General features: G+C 68.6%; 18 protein-coding genes and 2 pseudogenes. 14 read left to right on the top strand and 6 right to left on the bottom strand.

Annotated features, from left to right (window positions below; genetic code table 11):
- Window positions 1-107: 107 nt before the first annotated feature.
- The 10 genes and pseudogenes from LX81_RS16245 to LX81_RS16290 form a co-directional block, all read left to right on the top strand.
- Window positions 108-353, top strand: a pseudogene (locus LX81_RS16245) (integrase core domain-containing protein); the annotation flags it as partial.
- A gap of 93 nt (window positions 354-446) precedes the next feature.
- Window positions 447-910: pseudogene (locus LX81_RS16250) on the top strand (IS5 family transposase); the annotation flags it as partial.
- Between the two features lie 145 nt (window positions 911-1,055).
- Window positions 1,056-2,012 (top strand): TAXI family TRAP transporter solute-binding subunit, encoded by a 957-nt coding sequence (locus tag LX81_RS16255; RefSeq protein ID WP_111538378.1) that lies wholly within the window; start codon window positions 1,056-1,058, stop codon window positions 2,010-2,012.
- A gap of 112 nt (window positions 2,013-2,124) precedes the next feature.
- Window positions 2,125-2,466, top strand: coding sequence for a DUF1850 domain-containing protein (locus LX81_RS16260; RefSeq protein ID WP_234822653.1), 342 nt, complete (start codon window positions 2,125-2,127; stop codon window positions 2,464-2,466).
- 5 nt (window positions 2,467-2,471) lie between these two features.
- Entirely contained in the window at window positions 2,472-4,490 is a 2,019-nt protein-coding gene (locus tag LX81_RS16265) for a TRAP transporter permease (RefSeq protein ID WP_111538379.1), read from the top strand.
- Window positions 4,491-4,599: 109 nt separating this feature from the next.
- Entirely contained in the window at window positions 4,600-5,349 is a 750-nt protein-coding gene (locus LX81_RS16270) for an ABC transporter ATP-binding protein (RefSeq protein WP_111538380.1), read from the top strand.
- Window positions 5,342-6,067 carry an ABC transporter ATP-binding protein gene (locus LX81_RS16275; protein WP_111538381.1) on the top strand — a complete coding sequence of 242 codons (726 nt, stop codon included), beginning with the start codon at window positions 5,342-5,344 and terminating at the stop codon, window positions 6,065-6,067. Before LX81_RS16270 ends, LX81_RS16275 begins: the two co-directional genes overlap by 8 nt.
- 46 nt (window positions 6,068-6,113) lie before the next feature.
- Window positions 6,114-7,334, top strand: coding sequence for an ABC transporter substrate-binding protein (locus LX81_RS16280; RefSeq protein WP_111538382.1), 1,221 nt, complete (start codon window positions 6,114-6,116; stop codon window positions 7,332-7,334).
- A gap of 64 nt (window positions 7,335-7,398) precedes the next feature.
- On the top strand, window positions 7,399-8,286 hold the full coding sequence (locus LX81_RS16285) for a branched-chain amino acid ABC transporter permease (protein ID WP_111538383.1): 888 nt from the start codon (window positions 7,399-7,401) through the stop codon (window positions 8,284-8,286).
- Entirely contained in the window at window positions 8,286-9,266 is a 981-nt protein-coding gene (locus tag LX81_RS16290) for a branched-chain amino acid ABC transporter permease (protein WP_111538384.1), read from the top strand. Before LX81_RS16285 ends, LX81_RS16290 begins: the two co-directional genes overlap by 1 nt.
- Window positions 9,267-9,300: 34 nt before the next feature.
- Here the strand turns inward: LX81_RS16290 and LX81_RS16295 are convergent, their stop codons facing one another.
- From LX81_RS16295 to LX81_RS16310, 4 genes are all read right to left on the bottom strand, one after another.
- Window positions 9,301-9,708 carry a type II toxin-antitoxin system VapC family toxin gene (locus tag LX81_RS16295; protein WP_111538385.1) on the bottom strand — a complete coding sequence of 136 codons (408 nt, stop codon included), beginning with the start codon at window positions 9,706-9,708 and terminating at the stop codon, window positions 9,301-9,303.
- Window position 9,709: 1 nt separating this feature from the next.
- Window positions 9,710-9,961, bottom strand: a complete 252-nt coding sequence (locus LX81_RS16300) for a type II toxin-antitoxin system Phd/YefM family antitoxin (protein ID WP_111538386.1) — start codon at window positions 9,959-9,961, stop codon at window positions 9,710-9,712.
- 57 nt (window positions 9,962-10,018) lie between these two features.
- Complete coding sequence (hmuQ, locus tag LX81_RS16305) at window positions 10,019-10,333, bottom strand: heme-degrading protein HmuQ (protein WP_111538425.1); 315 nt, start codon at window positions 10,331-10,333, stop codon at window positions 10,019-10,021.
- A 94-nt stretch (window positions 10,334-10,427) separates the two neighbouring features.
- Window positions 10,428-10,652 (bottom strand): DUF1127 domain-containing protein, encoded by a 225-nt coding sequence (locus LX81_RS16310; RefSeq protein WP_111538387.1) that lies wholly within the window; start codon window positions 10,650-10,652, stop codon window positions 10,428-10,430.
- Between the two features lie 253 nt (window positions 10,653-10,905).
- On the opposite strand from LX81_RS16310, the gene LX81_RS16315 reads away from it, so the two are divergent.
- Window positions 10,906-12,456, top strand: coding sequence for an OpgD/OpgG family glucan biosynthesis protein (locus LX81_RS16315; RefSeq protein WP_234822654.1), 1,551 nt, complete (start codon window positions 10,906-10,908; stop codon window positions 12,454-12,456).
- Window positions 12,457-12,466: 10 nt separating this feature from the next.
- Here the strand turns inward: LX81_RS16315 and LX81_RS16320 are convergent, their stop codons facing one another.
- Together LX81_RS16320 and xylB are read right to left on the bottom strand one after the other, a co-directional pair.
- The gene (locus LX81_RS16320) at window positions 12,467-13,666 is read right to left on the bottom strand and encodes a hypothetical protein (protein WP_111538389.1); all 1,200 of its coding nucleotides are present in this window, start codon (window positions 13,664-13,666) and stop codon (window positions 12,467-12,469) included.
- 232 nt (window positions 13,667-13,898) lie between these two features.
- Window positions 13,899-15,350, bottom strand: a complete 1,452-nt coding sequence (gene xylB, locus LX81_RS16325) for a xylulokinase (RefSeq protein WP_111538390.1) — start codon at window positions 15,348-15,350, stop codon at window positions 13,899-13,901.
- A gap of 253 nt (window positions 15,351-15,603) precedes the next feature.
- On the opposite strand from xylB, the gene LX81_RS16330 reads away from it, so the two are divergent.
- Genes LX81_RS16330 through LX81_RS16340 form a run of 3 tightly spaced genes read left to right on the top strand, consistent with a single transcriptional unit; the run spans window position 15,604 to window position 19,650 of the window.
- On the top strand, window positions 15,604-16,533 hold the full coding sequence (locus tag LX81_RS16330; protein WP_373280290.1) for a tripartite tricarboxylate transporter substrate binding protein: 930 nt from the start codon (window positions 15,604-15,606) through the stop codon (window positions 16,531-16,533).
- Between the two features lie 10 nt (window positions 16,534-16,543).
- The gene (locus tag LX81_RS16335) at window positions 16,544-18,553 is read left to right on the top strand and encodes a tripartite tricarboxylate transporter permease (RefSeq protein WP_111538392.1); all 2,010 of its coding nucleotides are present in this window, start codon (window positions 16,544-16,546) and stop codon (window positions 18,551-18,553) included.
- Between the two features lie 20 nt (window positions 18,554-18,573).
- Window positions 18,574-19,650, top strand: a complete 1,077-nt coding sequence (locus tag LX81_RS16340; protein ID WP_111538393.1) for a tartrate dehydrogenase — start codon at window positions 18,574-18,576, stop codon at window positions 19,648-19,650.
- Window positions 19,651-19,654: the final 4 nt, after the last annotated feature.

Raw genomic sequence — 19,654 nt, forward strand, 5'->3', positions numbered from 1 at the left:
CGCGCCATCTGCGCCTCGGTCAGCCAAAACAGGTTGCTCATGCATGTTGTCTCCTCGCGGAGCCTGAATCACGACCAACGTCGTCAATCAATGGGTCCTGAGCCTAACGCAAGGCCCTGAAGAAGGCGAAAATCGTTCCCTCCATGAGCCGAAAGGGCGACTGTTTGGACAACGCCCCCATGGAGAGCTTCTTCAGATCGCTGAAGACCGAGCGCATCTACCACCGCAGCTACGCCACCAGGGATGAAGCGCGCCGCAATCTGTTCGCGTGGATCAAGGGCTGGTACGATACGCACTGCCTCCACTCGGCGTTGGGATATCGTTCACCCGCCGCCATAGAACGCATGGTGGCCCAATCGTCCCTACCGAACCGGGGGAAGATCAAATCGAACATGGCCCTTGCCAAAGGGCCATCCATACACGGTCTGAGCCGACGGCCGAACGGCCTAAGAGCTTACCGAACGGCGACTAGCATGGCCGCTGACAATGGAGGCTTGGTCGCCTGATCTGGCGAACCAAAGTCGGCATGAACACGAAACGGCACGCCATCTGCGACGGCCAAGTAAAACCGATCGACCTGTTCGTCATTGCCGGTCAGGTCAGTGATTACATCAGCGCACGGGCGCTGCTCGGTGTCCTTCCAAAAGTCAAATAGCTGCTCGGCGATCGCGGCTATGATGCCGACTGGCTTCAAGAAGCTTTACGGCACAAGGGAATGCGTGCCTGCATTCCTGACCGGAAAGAGCGGAAGACCCCGGTCAGATACGACGGGCGCCGCTACAAGCTGCGCAACCAAATCAAAATCATGTTTGAAAGGCTCAAGAACTGGAGGCGTGAGGCAACCCGCTATGACCCATGTCCAAAAGTCTTCCTTTCAGCAATCGCCCTCTCGCCTCTCGTCATCTATTGATTATGAACCCTGATCCTAGGGGCGCACGACCGGGGCAACGGACGTGGATGGGTTTGACAAACCGCGCAAAACCGGCCCCGATAGCGGCAGGCAGCGCGGATGTTCCAGAGGGGCTTCCGCGCTCGAAAATCATGGGAGGAACGACATGAAGCATCTTGGACTGGGCCTCGCGGCCGCGCTGGCCCTGGGTACGGCCGCCTCCGCGCAGGATCTCTCGATCGCCACGGGCGGAACGGGCGGCACCTATTATCCCTACGGGGGCGGCCTCGCGGAACTCATCGGACGCCATATCGACGGCGCCTCCGCGGTGGCGGAAGTGACCGGCGCCTCGGTGGAGAACATGGCGCTCATCGCGCAAGGGCAGAGCGATCTCGCGATCGTGCTTGCCGACACCGCCTATGCCGCGGTCAACGGCACGATCGATCCGTTCACCGACCGGCCCGTCGACGCGCAGGCCATCGCCTCGATCTATCCCAACGCCGTACATATCGTGACCCTCGCGGGCAGCGGCATCGAGAGCCTGCAGGACCTCGTGGGCAAGCGCGTCTCCGTTGGCGCGCCAGGTTCGGGCACGGAGGTGAACGCGGAGCAGGTGCTGACCTCGAACGGGATCAGCTACGACGACATCACGCCCGAGCGGCTCAATTTCAACGAGACGGCGGACGCGCTTCGCGACGGCGACATCGACGCCGGCATCTGGAGCGTCGGGCCGCCCACCTCCTCGATCCTGAACCTCGCGGCGACCGCCGACATCCGGATCGTGCCCCTGACCGACGAGGAGATCGCCAAGGCGCAGGAAGCCGAGCCGGTCTTCGCCGCCTACACGCTGCAACCCGATCTCTACGAGGGGATGGAGGAGCCGGTGCAGACGATCTCCATCCCGAACGTGCTCGTCGTCAATGCCGACATGGACGAGGAGCTGGCCTACCAGATCACCATGAACATGTTCGAGCACGTGGACGAGCTCATCGCGGTGCATCCGGCCGCCAACGACACGACGGTCGAGTTCTCCGTCTCCTCCACGCCGATCCCGTTCCACCCGGGTGCGATCCGCTACTACGAGGAAGCGGGGGCGGAGATCCCGGACGATCTGCGTCCGTGACGCGCGGGCGGGCAGGGGGGGCGCCGCGGCGCTCCTTGCCGTCCTGGCCCTCCCGGCCGCGGGCGGGACGCTGTCGGTCGAGGGCCCGGACGGGCCGATCTACGAGATCGCGGTGCCCCGGGGCGGCGGGTGGTGCCTCGAATGGGCCCATTCCGTGACCGGCGGCGCGGTCGCCGATTGCTTCGTGAACGCGGACGGGCGGATGGTGCTCGACCGCTCCTATCTCCACGATTACGCCGCCGGCCTGGGCGAGGTACCGGGCCGCGGGCATGTGGTCGCGGCTCCCGGCGGCGGCTACTGGATCGAGGGGATCGACGAACCCGTTCCGGGCGACGCGCTGCCGCTGCGCGTGGGCGGCCCCCGGGTCGGTCACCGCATCGAGGCGGGCGGCCAGACCTATGACCTGACGGCGCGCGCGGCGGGCGCGCGTGTCATCCTGCGCCTGACGGAGTAGCGCCGATGTCCGATCCCGAAGAACGCGCCCGCACGCTCACCGACATGAGCGGGACGACGTCCCAGCCCCGCCCCGTCCTCTGGGCGATCGTGGCGGTGGGCGTGGCGCTGTCGCTTTTCCAGCTCTACAGCGCCGGGATCGAGCCGCTCGGGCTCTTCTACCAGCGCTCGATCCACCTCTCCTTCATCATGGTGCTCTGCTTCCTGATCTTCCCGGTCTTCGGCGAGCGGCCGCGGGGCCTCGTCGGATGGGTGGTCGACGGCGCCTTCCTCGCGGCCTCCGTGGCCTCCGGCGCCTATCTCGTCTGGAACCTCGACGCGATCTTCTCGCGCGCGGGGTTTTGGAGCGAGACCGACATCTGGATGGGGATCCTCACCGTCGTCGTCGTGCTCGAGGCGAGCCGCCGGGCGATCGGCCTCGTGATGACGCTGATCGGGGTCGTGGCGATCCTCTACGGTCTCGCGGGCTCGCGGGGCGCGCTGCCCTGGCTCACCGACTGGCTGCCGGGGCTGATGCAGCATCGCGGCAACTCGCTCGACCGCTTAGTGGGCCAGCTCTACCTGGGCCAGGAGGGAATCTACGGCCTGCCGCTCGGCGTGGCCGCGACCTACATCTTCGTCTTCGTCCTCTTCGGTGCCTTTCTCGAGGTGACGGGGGCGGGCAAGTTCTTCATCGATCTCGCCTATGCCGCGACGGGGCGAAAGCCCGGCGGACCCGCCAAGGCCGCGGTTCTGGCCTCCGCCGGCATGGGCTCGATCAGCGGATCGGCCATCGCCAACGTGGTGACGACCGGCGCCTTCACCATCCCGCTGATGAAGCGGCTGGGCTACCGCCCCGCGCAGGCCGGCGGCATCGAGGCCGCGGCCTCGACGGGGGGCCAGATCACGCCGCCCCTGATGGGGGCGGGCGCGTTCCTCATCTCCGAATACACCCGCGTACCCTATATCGACATCGTGCTTGTCTCGATCTACCCGGCGATCCTCTATCTCGGCACGGTCTATCTCTTCGTCCACATCGTCGCGATGAAGCGCGGCATGTCGGGAATGCCCGCGGACGAGTTGCCCGTGGTGCGCGACGTGCTGAAGGATGGCTGGCAGTTCATCCTGCCGCTCTTCATCCTGATCTTCCTCCTGGTGCAGAACCTCTCGCCGATGCGGGTGGGGTTCTGGGCGATCCTGTCGGTGGTCGCGGTGGCGTTTCTCAGGCGCGCGGTGGAGATCCTCGTGCTCGAACCGCGCCGGGGGACACCCGCGACGGCCGGGCGGATCGCGGCCTCCCTCCGTGCAGGCGTCCGGATCCTCGTCGAGGCGCTCTCCTTGGGCGCGCGCAACGCCGTCGCCGTGTCGATGGCCTGCGCGATCGCGGGCGTCATCGTGGGCGTGGTGGGGCTCACCGGGCTCGGGCTCAAGTTCTCCTCGATGATGATCGCGTTTTCGGGCGGCAACCTCGTCCTCGCACTGATCCTGGTGCTGCTGGCCTCTCTGATCCTCGGCATGGGACTGCCGGTCACGGCCTCCTACATCGTGCTGATCGTGCTCGTGGGCCCGGCCCTGAACCAGGAATTCGGCATCCCGCTCCTCATCGCGCATCTCGTCGTGTTCTGGTATTCGCAGGACAGCAACGTGACGCCGCCCATAGCCTTGGCGGGCTTCGCGGGCGCGGCCATCGCGGGCTCGAAACCGCTCGAGACGAGCGTCCAGGCCTGGAAGTTCGCCAAGGGCCTCTACCTCATCCCGGTCTTCATGGTCTACAATCCAGAGATCATCCTGGGCGGCCCGGTCTGGTACGTGATCTTCACGGGGATCATCTGCGCGCTGGCTCTCGCGGCCTTCGCGGCAGCGCTCGAGGGCTTCCTCTTTGGGCCGATGAACATCGTCTCGCGGCTTCTCGTCATTCCCGCGACGGTCGCCGTCTTCCATCCCTCCTTCGCGGTGGAGAGTGCGGGGGCCGTGGGCCTCGCCGCGATCCTCGCGCTCAACTGGGTCCGCGCGCGTCGGCCCGTCGCGGATGCCGCGCCGACCTGAGCGCGGCCGCGACGGGCGAAGATACCCCACGTCACGCTGCGCCGCGCTTGCAGTCGCACGGGGCTTGCGTTCTCATGGCCCGCGGTGAACGGGTCAGGGAGGCGGCCGGATGGGGGTGGCGCTCGAAGCGGTGGGGCTCACGAAGGAGTTCAAGGGGTTCGTCGCCGTGAACGACGTCTCGCTCGCCGTGGAGAAGGGGACGATCCACGCCCTGATTGGGCCGAACGGGGCGGGCAAGACGACCTGCTTCAACCTTCTCACGAAATTCCTGCAGCCCACGCGGGGCAAGATCACCTACGAGGGGCGCGACATCACGCGGATGGCGCCCGCGGAGATCGCCCGGCTCGGCATGGTCCGCTCGTTCCAGATCTCGGCGGTCTTCCCAGACCTTACGGTACTGCAGAATGTCCGCATCGCGCTGCAGCGCCGGCGTGGCGAGAGCTTCGACTTCTGGCGTTCGGAGAAGACGCTCGCGCGCTACGACGACGAGGCGCGGGGTCATGTCGCGGAGGTGGGGCTTTCGGAGTTCGAGGGCCATCGCGCGGCGGAACTCTCCTACGGGCGCAAGCGCGCGCTCGAGATCGCGACGACGCTGGCGCTCGAGCCCGAGATGCTGCTGCTCGACGAGCCGATGGCGGGGATGGCTGAGGCCGATGTCGCGCGGATCTCCGCGCTCATCCGGCGCATCGCCAAGGACCGTACGATCCTGATGGTGGAGCACAACCTGTCGGTCGTGGCGGACCTGTCGGACCGGATCACCGTACTCGCGCGCGGAGAGATCCTGGCCGAGGGGGATTACGCCACGATCTCCAAGGCGCCCGAGGTGATCGAGGCCTATATCGGAGCGGAGCATGAGTGAGGCCGGGGCCGGGAAAGGCGCGCCGCTTCTGAAGGTGGAGAACCTCCAGGGCTGGTACGGCGAGAGCCACGTGCTCCACGGCATCGATTTCGAGGTCCGCGAGGGCGAGGTGGTGACGCTTCTGGGCCGCAACGGGGCCGGAAAGACCTCCACGCTCCTCGCGATCATGGGCATCCTCGGCAAGCGCACCGGATCGATCACCCATGCCGGCCGCGAACTCATCGACCTTCCGCCGCGCCGGATCGCGCGGGAGGGGATCGCCTTCTGCCCCGAGGAGCGGGGCATCTTCGCCTCGCTCTCGGTGGAGGAGAACCTGATGCTGCCGCCCCGGATCGCCGAAGGCGGTCTTTCGGTGGAACGCATCCACGACCTCTTCCCGAACCTCAAGGAACGCCGCCGCAGCCAGGGCACCAAGCTCTCGGGCGGCGAGCAGCAGATGCTCGCCATCGCGCGGATCCTCAGGACCGGCGCGCGGCTCCTGCTCCTCGACGAGCCGACCGAGGGGCTCGCGCCCGTCATCGTGCAGCAGATCGGGCGCACGATCCGGGCGCTGAAGGAGGAGGGCTTCACTATCGTGCTCGTGGAGCAGAACTTCCGCTTCGCGGCCTCGGTCGCCGACCGCCACCACGTGGTCGACCAGGGGCGGGTGGTCGACATGATCCCCGCCGAGGCGCTCGAGGACAACAAGGACAGGATACAGGCCTATCTGGGCGTGTGACGAAGAAGGGGCGCCCGGACGCGCCGCAAACAGGGAGAGAGACCATATGAGACGATCCACGATCTTCGGGCCTGGCCTCGCGAGCCTCGCGCTCGCCGCCGCAATCGTCCCCGCCGCGGCGCAGGAGGCGATCGACGTCACGCTCGGCGTCCTCAACGACCGCTCGGGCACCTATGCCGACCTCTCGGGCGAGGGTTCGGTGGTGGCCGCGCGCATGGCGGTCGAGGATTTCGACGCCGAGGGCAAGGGGATGAACGTCGAGATCGTCTCCGCCGATCACCAGAACAAGCCCGATATCGGCTCGAACGTCGCACGCCAATGGTACGACCAGGACGGGGTCGACGTGATCCTCGACGTGCCGACCTCGTCGGTGGCGCTCGCCGTGGCCGACATCACCGCGGACGCGAACAAGGTCTTCATCAATTCGGGCGCGGGCTCGACCGAGCTCACCCGCGGCCAGTGCCGTCCCACCACGGTGCACTGGACCTACGACACCGCCGCGCTCGCCAAGGGCACGGGCAGCGCCATCACCGAAGCCGGCGGCGACACTTGGTTCTTCCTCACCGCCGATTACGCCTTCGGCCATTCGCTCGAGGAGAACACCGCCGAGGTGGTGGAGGAAGCGGGCGGCCAAGTGATGGGCGAGGTGCGCCATCCGTTCCCGGCGCGCGACTTCTCCTCCTACCTGCTGCAGGCCCAGGGCAGCGGCGCCAAGGTGATCGGGCTCGCCAATGCGGGCGGCGACACCGTCAACGCGATCAAGCAGGCCTCCGAGTTCGGCATCACCCAGTCGGGCCAGCAGCTCGCCGCGCTTCTGATGTTCATCACCGACGTCCACGCGCTCGGCGCCGAGACGGCGCAGGGCCTGCAGCTCACCGAGGCCTTCTACTGGGACCAGGACGACGCCACCCGCGACTGGTCCGCCCGCTTCGAGGAGATGCACGGCGCCAAGCCCACCATGGTGCAGGCCGGGGTCTATTCGGGCGTCATGAAATATCTCGCCGCGGTCGAAGCCCTGGGCTCGGCCGAGGACGGGGAGGCCGTGGTGGCCGAGATGAAGGCCGAGCCCTTCGACGACCCGCTCTTCGGCGAGGGCTACGTGCGCGCCGACGGGCGGGTGATCCACGACATGTACCTCTTCGAGGTCAAGTCGCCCGACGAATCCGAGAGCGAATGGGATCTCTATACCCAGAACGCGGTGATCGCGGGCGAGGAGGCCTGGCTGCCGATGCTCGAGGAATGCGACTTCTCGCAAGAGGCGGGCTGAACGCTCCTTGCAGCGCGGGCCCCGCGAGGCCCGCGCCCATCCCTTCCACCATCCGGGCAGGCCGATGTTCGAACTTCTGGGAATCACGCCGCAGGTCCTGATGGGCCAGCTTCTCCTGGGCCTCATCAACGGGTCCTTCTATGCCGTGCTGTCGCTCGGGCTCGCGGTGATCTTCGGGCTTCTCAACATCATCAACTTCACCCACGGCGCGCAGTACATGCTGGGCGCCTTCGTGGCCTGGATGCTCGGCGCCTATCTCGGCGTGGGCTATTGGTGGGCGCTTCTCGCGGCCCCCATCGTTGTCGGCGCCTCGGGTCTCGTGCTCGAGCGGCTGGCGCTGTCGAAACTCTACCATCTCGACCATCTCTACGGCCTCCTGCTGACCTTCGGGGTGGCGCTGATCCTGCAGGGCATCTTCCGCGACGCCTACGGCATCTCCGGGCAGCCCTACCAGATCCCCGACCTTCTCGCGGGTGGGCACAATCTGGGCTTCATGTTCCTACCGAACTACCGCGCCTGGGTGGTCGTGGCCTCCGTGATCGTGTGCTTCGCGACCTGGTTCGCAATCGAGAAGACGCGGCTCGGCGCCTATCTGCGCGCCGCGACGGAGAACCCGACGCTGGTGGGCGCCTTCGGGATCAACGTACCGCGGATGATCATGCTGACCTACGCCTTCGGGGTGGGGCTCGCGGGCTTCGCGGGCGTGCTCGCAGCCCCCATCTACTCGGTGAACCCGAACATGGGGGCGGATCTCATCATCGTGGTCTTCGCGGTCGTGGTGATCGGCGGCATGGGCTCGATCCTCGGCGCGATCGTGACGGGTTACGGGCTCGGCCTCGTCGAGGGGCTGACGCGGGTCTTCTACCCGGAGGCGTCCTCGGTGGTGATCTTCGTGATCATGGCGATCGTGCTGATGCTGAAGCCCGAAGGCCTCTTCGGGAGGAGCGCGTGATGGCCGAGACCGCGACTGACCCCGTGCCCTCCGCCGCGAGCCCCGCATCGAGCGGCATGCCCATGCTTCACAAGGCGATCTTCGCGATCCTTCTCGCGGCGCTCCTGGTGCTGCCCTTCCTCGTCTACCCGGTCTTCGCGATGAAGGCGATGTGCTTCGCGCTCTTCGCCGCCGCCTTCAACCTGCTCCTGGGCTTCGGTGGGCTCCTGTCCTTCGGCCATGCCGCCTATTTCGGCGGGGCGAGCTACATCGCGGCCCATGCCGCCAAGGTCTGGGGCTTCACGCCCGAGCTCGCCGTGCTGACGGGCACGGCGGCTGCGGCCCTTCTCGGGCTCGCCATCGGCGCGCTCGCGATCCGGCGGCAGGGCATCTACTTCGCCATGGTCACGCTCGCCTTCGCGCAGATGGTCTATTTCTTCGCGCTCCAGGCCGAATTCACCGGCGGCGAGGACGGGATCCAGTCCGTGCCGCGCGGCGACCTCTTCGGGATCGTGCCGATGGGCAGCAACCTCGCGCTCTACTTCTTCGTCCTCGCCGTGACCTTCGGCGGCATCCTCTGCCTCTACCGCATCGTCCACTCGCCCTTCGGCCAGGTCCTGAAGGCGATCCGCGAGAACGAACCGCGCGCGATCTCGCTGGGCTACCGGGTGAACCGCTACAAGCTCGCGGTCTTCACCCTCTCGGCCACCTTCGCGGGGCTTGCGGGCGCGACGAAGAGCCAGGTCTTCCAGCTGGCCTCGCTCACCGACGTCCACTGGTCGATGTCGGGCGAGGTGGTGCTGATGACGCTCCTGGGCGGGATGGGCACGATCTTCGGGCCGCTCGTCGGCGCCACGGTGATCGTCGCACTGCAGAACTACCTCGCGAGCTTCGGCGCCTGGGTCACGATCATCCAGGGCGTGATCTTCGTCCTGGGCGTGCTTCTCTTCCGGGAAGGCATCGTGGGCGTGCTGGCCCGTTGGACCGGTAGACGCCTATAATTTTCACATACCAATCAGGTATATGCGGGGCGACCTAGATCCTGAATGGATCGGTGATCTCGACACCTGCGGGAGCGAAATCGCGGGAATTGCCCGTCACCACGACGGCGCCGCGGACGCGCGCCTGTGCCGCGATCATCAGATCGGCGCCGGGATGGCCGATCTCGGCCGAGAGCGCGCCCCAGACCCGCGCATCCTCCGCCGTGAAGTCGAGGATGCGGTCGGAAAAGAGCGTGACCGTTCGCTCGAGCCAGGCGGCGAGATCGGTAGCGAAGGCGGGATTGCGCGCGCGCTGCAGCGCGATGCCGCGGGCGATCTCGCCCAGGGTGACGACGCTCAGGTAGAGATTCGCCTCCGCCTGCCCGCCGAGCCAGGCCGCGACCTGCGGCGCGCGGTCGGGCCGCCGGGCCGCGGAGACGACGTCGGTGTCGAGGATGTACATCTCAGAAGGCGACGTCGCGCGGGGCCGCCGAGGCGCGGTCCGTCTCCTCCTCGGGAAGGCCCGGGAAGGCCATGAGATGGTCGGCGAAGCTCTCGCGCCGCGCGCTGGCCCCGGCGACGAGGCGGGCATATTCCGCGGCCGCGACGATCACCACCGCGGGCTTGCCACGGCGCGAGACCTCCTGCGGCCGGCCCGCGAGCGCGGCCTCGACCACGGCGCTGAACCGGTTCTTCGCATCCTGCAACGTCAGCATGACCCATTCCCAAAACTGGCTAGCTATCTGACTAGCTAGTTATGGGAAAGATGCGGGTCAAGCCGAAACGGATTGGATGCTCTCGAAGATCTCGAGTTCGGGCGGGCCGAGATAGAGATCGGTCTTCGGGCGCACGCCGCTATGGGCGGCGCGGAACGCGTCCGAGCGCGTCCAGGCCTCGAAGGCCGCCCGGTCGCGCCAGGCGGTGTGCGAGGCGTAGAGCGTATGGTCGTCCTTCGTCGCGCCGCGCATGAGGTGGAACGCCACGAACCCGTCCACCTCCTTGAGGTGGCTGTCGCGGCTGAGCCACATCTCCTCGAAGGCGCTCTCCTGGCCGAGCGCGACCTTGAAGCGGTTCATCGTCAGATACATCGGCTCCCCCATGTGGCCTGTCCCTCCGCGAGATAGGGCCGGACCGCCCGGCGTCACCGGGCGGGCAATGAAACGGGGGATACGACGGGCGCGATCAGGCGCCGTAAGCGTGGTCCCGCGCGATCGTGTCGATCTGGTCGCGCCCGATGCCGATATCGGCGAGGTCGCGGGCGCTGAGTGCCATGAGTTCCTCGCGAACCCGGCGGTAGTCGCGATGCTGCGCCCGCCGCGCCGCCGTGGCCGCAACGGCCTCGGAGAGGCGGGCACGAAGGCCGGCGAAGGGACGGGGGGAGAAGGAAGCGGTGCTCGTATGGGCCATGAACGAAATCCTTTTGCTGCAGTGTGCTGCCGTTGAACCCGACCTAGCCACGATGCTGCAGACGCACAACGAACGGCGAGGCAATGCCGCGTTGCAGCAAGCGCATGGCCGGCCGGGCCGGAACACGCCCATCTCCGGACCTGCCGACAGGGACAACTCGCCACTCCCCGCGCGCCTTGCTAGGAGGGGGCGGGGACAGGGAACGGGACCGACCATGACGACATGCAGAGCGCTCTCGCGCCGGAGCTTCTTGATGACCACGACGGCGCTTCTCGCGACGTCCTTTCTGCCCGGGCGGGGTGCCGCCCAGGACGCGCCCGAGGAGGAGGCGAGGCCCTTCGACTTCGACATGCTGACCGCGCGGGCCGAGGAGCTCGCGGGCGCGCCCTATGCTGCGCCCGAACCCGCCGAGGGGCTGCCCGAGGGCCTGAGCTACGATCTCTACCGCCAGATCGCCTTCGACCCCACCGCTGCGCGCTGGGATTTCCCGGGCTCGAACTTCCGGCTCCACGCCTTCCACCTGGGCTGGCTCTTTCCGGCCGCGGTGCCGCTCCACGACGTCGACGGCGGGACGGAGCAGGACTTCGTCTTCACCACCGACGATTTCGACTACCGTCACGAGGCCGCCGACGTGCTGCCCCCGCATGCGGAGCTTCCGGGCGTGGCGGGCTTCCGCATCCATTACCCGCTGAACCGCGCGGACATCTACGACGAGCTCCTGGCGTTCCAGGGGGCGAGCTATTTCCGGGCGCTCGGGCGCGGCAATGCCTACGGGCTCAGCGCGCGCGGCCTCGCCATCGACACGGCGAGCGAGCGGCCGGAGGAATTCCCGACCTTCATCGAGTTCTATCTCGAGCGGCCCGCGCCCGGCGCGCGGACGATCACGTTCTATGCGCTCCTGGACAGCCCCAGCGTCGCGGGCGCCTACCGCTTCGTCGTCACGCCCGGGCGCGAAACGGCGATGGACGTGACCGCGCGGCTGAGGTTCCGCACCGACGTGGCCAATCTCGGCGTGGCGCCGCTCACCTCGATGTTCCTCTTTTCCGAGGCGAACCGGTCGGCTTTCGACGATTACCGCCCGCAGGTCCACGACAGCGAGGGGCTGATCATCGAGCGCGGCGATGGCGACGTACTCTGGCGCGCGCTCAACAATCCGCCGCGGCTCTCGAAATCGATCTTCTCAGAACCGGACGCGCGTGCCTTTGGTCTCTACCAGCGCGACCGCCGCTTCGAGAGCTACCAGGATGCCGGGGCGCATTACCAGGATCGCCCCTCCATCCGGGTCGAGCGGCAGGGCGATTGGGGCCCCGGGACGGTGCAACTCGTGGAGATCCCCACCGATATCGAGGCCAACGACAACATCGTGGCCTATTGGCAGCCCGACGAGAGCCCCCGCGCGGGCGAGGCGCGGGAGTACAGCTACCGCCTCGTCTGGGGCATGATGATGCCCGAGGACGGTACGCGGCTCGCGCATGTGGCCGAGACCCGGACCGGTCAGGGCGGCATCTCTGGCGTCCCCTACGAGGGGCAGGCGCGCAAGTTCGTGGTCGATTTCGAGGGCGGTCTGCTCGCGCGCATGGCGCCCGACGCGGAGGTGGTGCCGCAGATCACCGTGACGGGCGGCGAGGTCGTCGATCCGGTGCTCTTCAAGATCGAGGGCACCGGGACGTGGCGGCTCGCCTTCGACGTGGAGCCCGCGTCCGAGACCGAGCCCGGCGCCGTGATCGAGCTCATGGCGCATGTGGAGGGCTACGACCAGCGGCTGACGGAGATCTGGATGTTCCAGTCGATGCCGACCGTCTGATCTAGCAGGCTCAGAACGCGTGCTCGTAGCGGACGGAGATCCGCGCGCGGGTCTCGCGGGCCTGCCGTCCGAGGCCGAGCGTGACGCCGAGCCGCCGCGCGGCGTCCGGAAACCGCCGTTCCAGCCCGATCTCCGCGCTGCGCGCGCAGCGCGAGACCGTCTCGATCTCCCGCGCCTCCCGGCATTCGAGGCGCGGCGAGACGGAAAGCACGGCGCGCGCCTCCTCCACCGGGCGGGTGTCGAGCGCGATGTCGAGATCGGGGCTCAGCGCGAGTGCGAGCGTCGCGGCACGGCCGTCCCCGAGGGAGAAGGCGCGCCGCCCGTCGTGCCACATCCGCGTCCGGCGGGGCGCAGCCTGCCCATAGGCGAGCGAGAGACGCGGACGCAGGCGCAGGCCGCCCGTCCCGACAAAGCCGCTGAGCGTCCCGCCGACCGTCGCCCGCGGCATGGAATGGGCCCCCTCGAAGTCGAGGTCCCGCGCGGCATGACGTCCGAAGGCGCGGTCGATCCCGAACGACACGTAACCGTCGAGATAAAGCGCGTCTCCGAGGCTTCGGACCGCATAGGTGCCGAACGCGGCCCCGATCCGGTGCGCGGCCTCGGGATCGCCGCCGCCCGAGCGGTCCCGGGCGATCTCCGCACCGAGGTAATAGCCGAGCATCAGCGTTTCCGAATGCATCCGCTCGCGCAGGGTCCGGACCTCCACACGGGCCTCGAGGCGGCCGGACGGCGCCTTCTCGACGTCGAAGCTTCCCAGAACGAGACGGCGCCTCCGCCCGTCGAAGCTGCCGGACTGGCCGAAGAACCGGCCGTCCGAGCGCCAGGTTCCCGCCTCGAGCCCGGCCGTCCCCTCGAGGTCGAAGGGCACGACGTTGCGCCCGGCATATCCCGCCCCGTCGAACGTGCGCAGGGTGCGGCGTGCCGCGGCGAAGCGGTCGCGTGCCGCCTCCATCATCCGGCGGTCGGTGTCGAGCGTCGCGTCGACCGCGCTGCGCGCCGTGCCGAGGACCCGGCCGCGGATCCGCATCCGCGCCGTGAGCGCCTCGGAGCCGATCTCCGCCGGGGCGGGCAGGGCGGCCAGGACGATCGTCTCGTCTGCGGCCGCCGGGGTGGCGGCGAGGGACAGGACGGTAAGGGCCAGACGCCCGGCCCGCAGGCCGAGCCTGCGCCGCCATCCGGGTCTCCGGGACGGAACCTTTCGGGGTAACATGTGGGCGGTGCTCCGCTCTTGCTTGCTGCTCTGGGAAATCGGTCGCGCGGTGGGCGCGGTTCGGTCTCAGGCGGCAATTGTGGCGAAACGTCGTTGCCAAAAGATTGATGCGAAGCGTTTGAGAACCGCCCGCTGTTACGGCGGGCGGAAATTCGTGAGCGACATGCAGACAGGAACACAAGCGACTGATACGGAACGAAAGTCCTGCGTCAGGCGCTCATGGCGCGACCCATCACTGGATGTCGCGGATCGCCGGATAGGCGGCGCGGAAGGCCGCGTAGCCCTCGTCGAAGGCGTCCTTCAGCCCCGCGTCGGGTTCGATCCGCGCGCCGATTCCGGGCGGTGTCGCCACGCTCTCGGGATCGGCGCCTGTCGCGGCGATCTGGCCCAGCCGCGCCGCGCCCTGCGCCGCGCCGAACTCGCCGCCCTCGGGCAGGTCGAGCGGCACGTCGAGCACCGTGGCGAGGAGGTGCAGCCAGTAGCGCGAGCGCGTGCCGCCGCCGATGGCGATCAGCCGGTCGATCCGGGCGCCTGCCGCCTTCAGCGCCTCGTGGCTGTCCCTGAGCCCGTAGGCCACGCCCTCGAGCACGGCGCGGGTCATGTCGTCGCGCGCCGTCTCGGCACCGAGACCGGTGAAGCTGCCGCGGATGACCGCGTCGTTATGCGGCGTCCGTTCGCCCGAAAGATAGGGCAGGAACCGCACCCGCCCGGGGGCTTCGAGCCGCTCTCCGAGCGTCGCGGTCAGCTCGGCGGGCGAGACGCCCGCGATCCGCGCGAACCAGTTGAGCCCGTCCGTGGCCGAGAGCATGACCCCCATCTGGTACCAAAGCCCCGGCACGGCATGGCAGAAGGTGTGCAGCGCCGAGGCCGGATCGGGTCGGTAGCCGTCGCGCGCGGCCAGAAGCACGCCCGACGTGCCGAGCGAGAGGAACCCCTCGCCCTCGCGTAGCGCGCCGATCCCGCAGGCGGCGGCCGCGTTGTCGCCCGCGCCGCCCGCCACCACGACAGGCCCTTCGAGCCCCCAGGCCGTGCGGAGATCGGAGCGAAGCTCGCCTGCCGGCTCGGACCCCTCGACGAGGCGGGGCATCTGCGCGCGCTCCATGCCGCCCGCCGCGAGAAGCGCGTCCGACCAGGCACGGGCGCCCACGTCGAGCCAGGCCGTGCCCGCCGCGTCCGACATGTCGGTGACGTGCTCGCCCGTGAGATAGAGGTTGAGATAGGCCGCAGGCAGGAGCACCTTCGCCACCCGCGCGAAGGCCTCGGGCTCGTGGCGGCGGACCCAGGCGAGCTTCGGCGCGGTGAAGCCCGGAAAGACGATGTTGCCCGAGGCCTCGCGCACGCCGTCGGTCGCATCGAGTGCCGCGGCCTCCTCGTGCGCGCGGGTGTCGTTCCACAGGATGCAGGGCCGGATCACCCCGTCGTCCGCATCGAGGAGCGTCGCGCCGTGCATGTGCCCTGCCACGCCGATCCCCTTCAGCCCCGCGAAGTCCGGATACGTTTCCTTGAGCTCGCGCACCGCGCCCTCGAGCGCGTCGATCCAGTGGGCCGGGTCCTGCTCGCTCCAGCCCGGATGCGGGTGGCGGACGTCGTAATGCCGCTCCGCCGCTCCGATCGGCTGGCCGCCCTCGTCCACCAAGAGCGCCCTGAGCCCGGACGTACCGAGATCGATCCCGAGATAGCTCATCCTGCCTCCTCCCCTCGCGGGGTCCGTCTGTCATTTCCCCGCGCACAGTGCCGTCCCGACGCCGGGTTGCAAGCGCTTTACCGCGCGGCCGCTCTTTTGGTGGGTCCGCAGGAAGGGGGTTCCCGTTCCGCTGCAAGGCCTTATGCTGCACGGATGAAGAGGTGCGGACGGGATGGCGGGGAGGCCGTTCTGCCGCTTGCCTCAAGGAGGAGAACATTCCATGCGCCTGATCGCCCTGTCCGCCGCCGCCCTGATGGCCGCCGGTGCCGTGTCCGCCCAGTCGGACGGCGGCTCCGCCGAGGATTTCCCGACCAAGCAGATGACCTACATCATTCCGTTCAACGCGGGCGGAGAATCCGATCTCTCCGCGCGCTTCCAGCAGGCCGAATGGGAGGCGGTGACGGGCCATCCGGTCGTCATCCAGTACCAGCCCGGCGCCGGCGGGGCGCAGGCCTGGTCGCAGCTCAACCAGATCGCGGGCGACGGCTACACGATCATGGGGATCAACCTGCCGCACACGGTGCTGCAGCCGATGGAGGGCTCGGTCGGCTACGAGACCGACGACCTGACCCCGGTGAACTATTTCCACTACACGCCCGACGCGATCTTCGTGCCGCAGGACAGCCAGTTCGAGACGCTCGAGGATCTCGTGACCTATGCCGGCGAGAATCCCGGCCTCGTGACCTTCGCGGGCTCGGGGTCGAACTCGTCCAACAACCTCGCGCAGGCGAAGTTCGACGGGCTCGCCGACATCACCACCACCTATATCCCGTTCTCGGGCACCGGCCCCTCGATCACCGCGGTCCTGGGCGGGCAGACCATGGCCGGGTTCAATTACGCCACCTCGGGCGTGAACCAGGGCGAGGAGCTCCGGATGCTCGCCGTCGCGGCCGAGGAGCGGCTGCCGGCCTTCCCGGACGTACCGACCTTCACCGAGCTCGGCTACGACCTCGTGGGCGGGGCCTATCGCGGCGTCGCGGTGCCAGACTCGACCCCCGAGGAACTGCGCCAGCGCGTCTCCGACATCGTGACCGAGATCAACGAGCGCCCCGACTTCATCGAGAAGATGGAGACGAACGGCTTCGTGCTGACCGATATCGGCTACGGCGACATGGACGCGTTCCTCGAGGAGATGAAGGCCGAATACGCCGAAGGGGCGGAGGCGCTCGGAATCGGCGGCTGAGGACTTCCGAGTGGACATTCTCGGCTATCTCTGGGGGGCGCTCACGCCCCTCAACCTTCTCTTCGCGGCGGTGGGGGTGGTCCTCGGCACGGTCGTGGGCGCGCTGCCGGGGCTCTCGGCGACGATGGCCGTCGCGGTCCTCGTGCCCTTCACCTTCACCATGGATCCCGCCTCCGGCCTCATCGCGCTCGGGGCGATCTACACGGGCGCGATCTACGGCGGGGCCTATGCCGCGATCCTCGTCAACACGCCCGGCACGCCCTCGGCTATCGCCACCACCTTCGACGGCTACCCGATGGCGCGCCGCGGCGATGGCGGCGTCGCGATCTCGCTCGCCACGATGGCCTCCTTCGTGGGCGGCATCGTGGGCGCGCTGGCGCTTCTCGCCCTCGCCCCGCCGCTGGCGCGGGTGGCGCTCGCGTTCGGGCCGCCGGAATATTTCTGGCTCGCGATCTTCGGGCTTACGCTCATCGCCGCGCTTTCGGTGGGCAACACGCTGAAGGGGCTGATCGGCGCGCTCCTCGGCCTCTTCCTGTCGACGATCGGGGTGGCGGTGGTGGGCGGCGACGTGCGCTACACGCTCGGGATGCAGAGCTTTCTCGGCGGCATCGACCTGACCTCCGCGATCATCGGGCTCTACTGCATCCCCGTCCTCATCGACCTCGTGGCGACGCGCGATCCGCACCTGAAATCGGCGGAGACGGGCGGGCTCCGGCTCGGCGAGAGCGCGCGGATCTTCCTCGCGCAGAAGGTCAACGTGGTCCGCTCGGCCGTCATCGGCACCGTCGTGGGCATCCTGCCCGGCGCGGGCGGCTCCATCGCCGGGCTCGTCTCCTACAGCGAAGCGCGGCGGTCCTCCGACAGCCCCGAGCGCTTCGGCAAGGGCGCGCCCGAGGGCATCGTCGCGACCGAGGCCGCCAACAACGCCACGGTGGGCGGTGGCTTCATCCCCACGCTGGTCCTGGGGATCCCCGGCACGCCGCCCGACGCGATCATCCTGGGCGCGCTCCTCGTGCAGGGAATCAAGATCGGACCGACGCTCTTCGCCGACGAGGCGGGGATCGTCTACACCTTCATCTGGGGTCTCCTCATCGCCACCGTCCTGATGCTGCCCGCGGGGCTGCTGATCGGGCGCTACGCCTATTCCACGGTGGTGCGGATCCCGAAGGCCATGCTTGCGCCTACGGTGGCGCTCCTGACCGTGATCGGCTCCTTCGCGATCCACTCGAACCCCAAGGACGCGCAGATGATGGTGGGCCTCGGCATCCTCGCCTGGGGGCTCGCGCGCTACGGCTTCGCGCCCTCGCCGATCGTTCTGGGCCTCGTGCTCGGGCAGATCGCCGAGCAGGGCTTCGTGCAGACCTACCTCATCGGCAACGCCTCGGGACGGATCGCGGAGATGTTCTTCGGCCGGCCGATCAGCATCGGCATCATCCTCGCCGCCGTGCTGACGCTCGCCTATCCCTTCGTGGCCGACCGCATCCGCCGGCGCAAACGCACCGTCGAGACCGCCGCCGCGGCGCCGGTGGGCGGGGGCGGCGTGCCGGAGGCCGCGGATGACGGACAGGAAGGCGCGCGCGATCTCGGCACGCCGATCTGGGCCGGGCTCCTCGCGATCCTGGGCGTGCTCGCGCTCTGGGGCGCGCAGGGCATGAGCGCGATGGGCTCGGTCTTTCCGACCGTGATCGGCGCGGCGCTCGCGGTCCTGAGTCTGCTCTTGATCGGTCTCCATTTCGCGGGCCGCACGGCGCCGGCGGAGGCGACGGAGGGCGAGAGCCGCGTCCGCCGTGTCGCCCTCGCGGTGATCCTGGCGCTCTGGGTGGCGCTCCTGTCGGTGCTGGGCTTCCTGACGGCGAGCATCCTGGCCTTCCTCGCGATCATCGTCGTGGCCGATTACGACCGGCCCGCGCCGCGGGTCTGGGCGCTTTGGGTCGTCTCGGGGGTGCTGATCTGCATTGCCTTCTGGTGGATCCTGGCCGATGTCCTGCTCCTGAGGATGCCGTCGGGATTGCTGATCTGACGAAATTCGAAAGGAACGCGATGAAGAGCTACAAGATTGCGGCGATCCCCGGCGACGGGATCGGGGGCGAGGTCGTGGCCGCGGGGCTCGAGGTGCTGGAGGCGCTGGCCGCCCGCGACGGCGACTTCACGCTCGACACGAGCCATTTCGACTGGGGTTCCGAACGCTACGGGCGCACCGGCCGGCTCATGCCCGAGGGCGGCGCGGAGGAGCTTCGCGCCTTCGACGCGATCTTCTTCGGCGCGGTGGGCGCGCCCGACGTGCCCGACCACCTGACCCTCTGGGGCCTGCGCCTTGCCATCTGCCAGCCGCTCGACCAGTTCGCCAATGTCCGGCCCACCCGCGTCCTGCCGGGCATCGAGAGCCCGCTGCGCCGCGTCTCGGGGCCGGAGCTCGACTGGGTGATCGTGCGGGAGAACTCGGAAGGCGAATATGCCGGGCAGGGCGGCCGGTCGCACCAGGGCCTGCCCATCGAGGTGGCGACGGAGGTGTCGATCTTCACCCGCGCCGGCGTGGAGCGGATCATGCGCTACGCCTTCGAGCTCGCCCGCTCGCGGCCCCGCAAGCTCCTGACCGTCGTGACCAAGTCGAACGCGCAGCGCTATGGCATGGTGCTCTGGGACGAGGTCGCGGCCGAGGTGGCGAAGGATTTCCCGGACGTGACCTGGGACAAGATGCTCGTCGACGCGATGACCGTGCGGATGACGCTGAAACCCGGCAGCCTCGACACGATCGTGGCCACGAACCTGCACGCCGACATCCTGTCGGACCTCGCCGCGGCGCTCGCGGGTTCGATCGGCATCGCGCCCACGGCCAACATCAACCCCGACCGCGACATCCCCTCGATGTTCGAGCCGATCCACGGCTCGGCCTTCGACATCACCGGCAAGGGGATCGCGAACCCGATCGCCACCTTCTGGACCGCCTCGATGATGCTCGAGCATCTGGGCGAGGACCGCGCGGCGGCCGCGCTGATGAATGCGGTCGAGCAGGTGACGGCCGACACATCGCTCCACACGCCCGATCTCGGCGGCGAGGCCACGACGCGGAAGGTGACGGACGCGATGCTGGCCGCCATCTCCGGGCGCAACGAATAGGAAG

Origin of the sequence: Palleronia aestuarii (assembly GCF_003253995.1) — a bacterium.
In the GTDB taxonomy this organism is placed as follows: domain Bacteria; phylum Pseudomonadota; class Alphaproteobacteria; order Rhodobacterales; family Rhodobacteraceae; genus Palleronia; species Palleronia aestuarii.

Excerpts from the sequence above, each read along its gene's own strand:
- LX81_RS16330 (WP_373280290.1), top strand. The coding sequence starts at position 15,604 with ATGGCCGCCGGTGCCGTGTCCGCCCAGTCGGACGGCGGCTCCGCCGAG.
- xylB (WP_111538390.1), bottom strand. The coding sequence starts at position 15,350 with ATGAGCTATCTCGGGATCGATCTCGGTACGTCCGGGCTCAGGGCGCTC.
- LX81_RS16270 (WP_111538380.1), top strand. The coding sequence starts at position 4,600 with ATGGGGGTGGCGCTCGAAGCGGTGGGGCTCACGAAGGAGTTCAAGGGG.
- LX81_RS16315 (WP_234822654.1), top strand. The coding sequence starts at position 10,906 with ATGACCACGACGGCGCTTCTCGCGACGTCCTTTCTGCCCGGGCGGGGT.
- LX81_RS16255 (WP_111538378.1), top strand. The coding sequence starts at position 1,056 with ATGAAGCATCTTGGACTGGGCCTCGCGGCCGCGCTGGCCCTGGGTACG.
- LX81_RS16275 (WP_111538381.1), top strand. The coding sequence starts at position 5,342 with ATGAGTGAGGCCGGGGCCGGGAAAGGCGCGCCGCTTCTGAAGGTGGAG.
- LX81_RS16290 (WP_111538384.1), top strand. The coding sequence starts at position 8,286 with ATGGCCGAGACCGCGACTGACCCCGTGCCCTCCGCCGCGAGCCCCGCA.
- LX81_RS16320 (WP_111538389.1), bottom strand. The coding sequence starts at position 13,666 with ATGTTACCCCGAAAGGTTCCGTCCCGGAGACCCGGATGGCGGCGCAGG.
- LX81_RS16310 (WP_111538387.1), bottom strand. The coding sequence starts at position 10,652 with ATGGCCCATACGAGCACCGCTTCCTTCTCCCCCCGTCCCTTCGCCGGC.
- LX81_RS16285 (WP_111538383.1), top strand. The coding sequence starts at position 7,399 with ATGTTCGAACTTCTGGGAATCACGCCGCAGGTCCTGATGGGCCAGCTT.
- hmuQ (WP_111538425.1), bottom strand. The coding sequence starts at position 10,333 with ATGTATCTGACGATGAACCGCTTCAAGGTCGCGCTCGGCCAGGAGAGC.
- LX81_RS16340 (WP_111538393.1), top strand. The coding sequence starts at position 18,574 with ATGAAGAGCTACAAGATTGCGGCGATCCCCGGCGACGGGATCGGGGGC.
- LX81_RS16300 (WP_111538386.1), bottom strand. The coding sequence starts at position 9,961 with ATGCTGACGTTGCAGGATGCGAAGAACCGGTTCAGCGCCGTGGTCGAG.
- LX81_RS16265 (WP_111538379.1), top strand. The coding sequence starts at position 2,472 with ATGTCCGATCCCGAAGAACGCGCCCGCACGCTCACCGACATGAGCGGG.
- LX81_RS16280 (WP_111538382.1), top strand. The coding sequence starts at position 6,114 with ATGAGACGATCCACGATCTTCGGGCCTGGCCTCGCGAGCCTCGCGCTC.
- LX81_RS16295 (WP_111538385.1), bottom strand. The coding sequence starts at position 9,708 with ATGTACATCCTCGACACCGACGTCGTCTCCGCGGCCCGGCGGCCCGAC.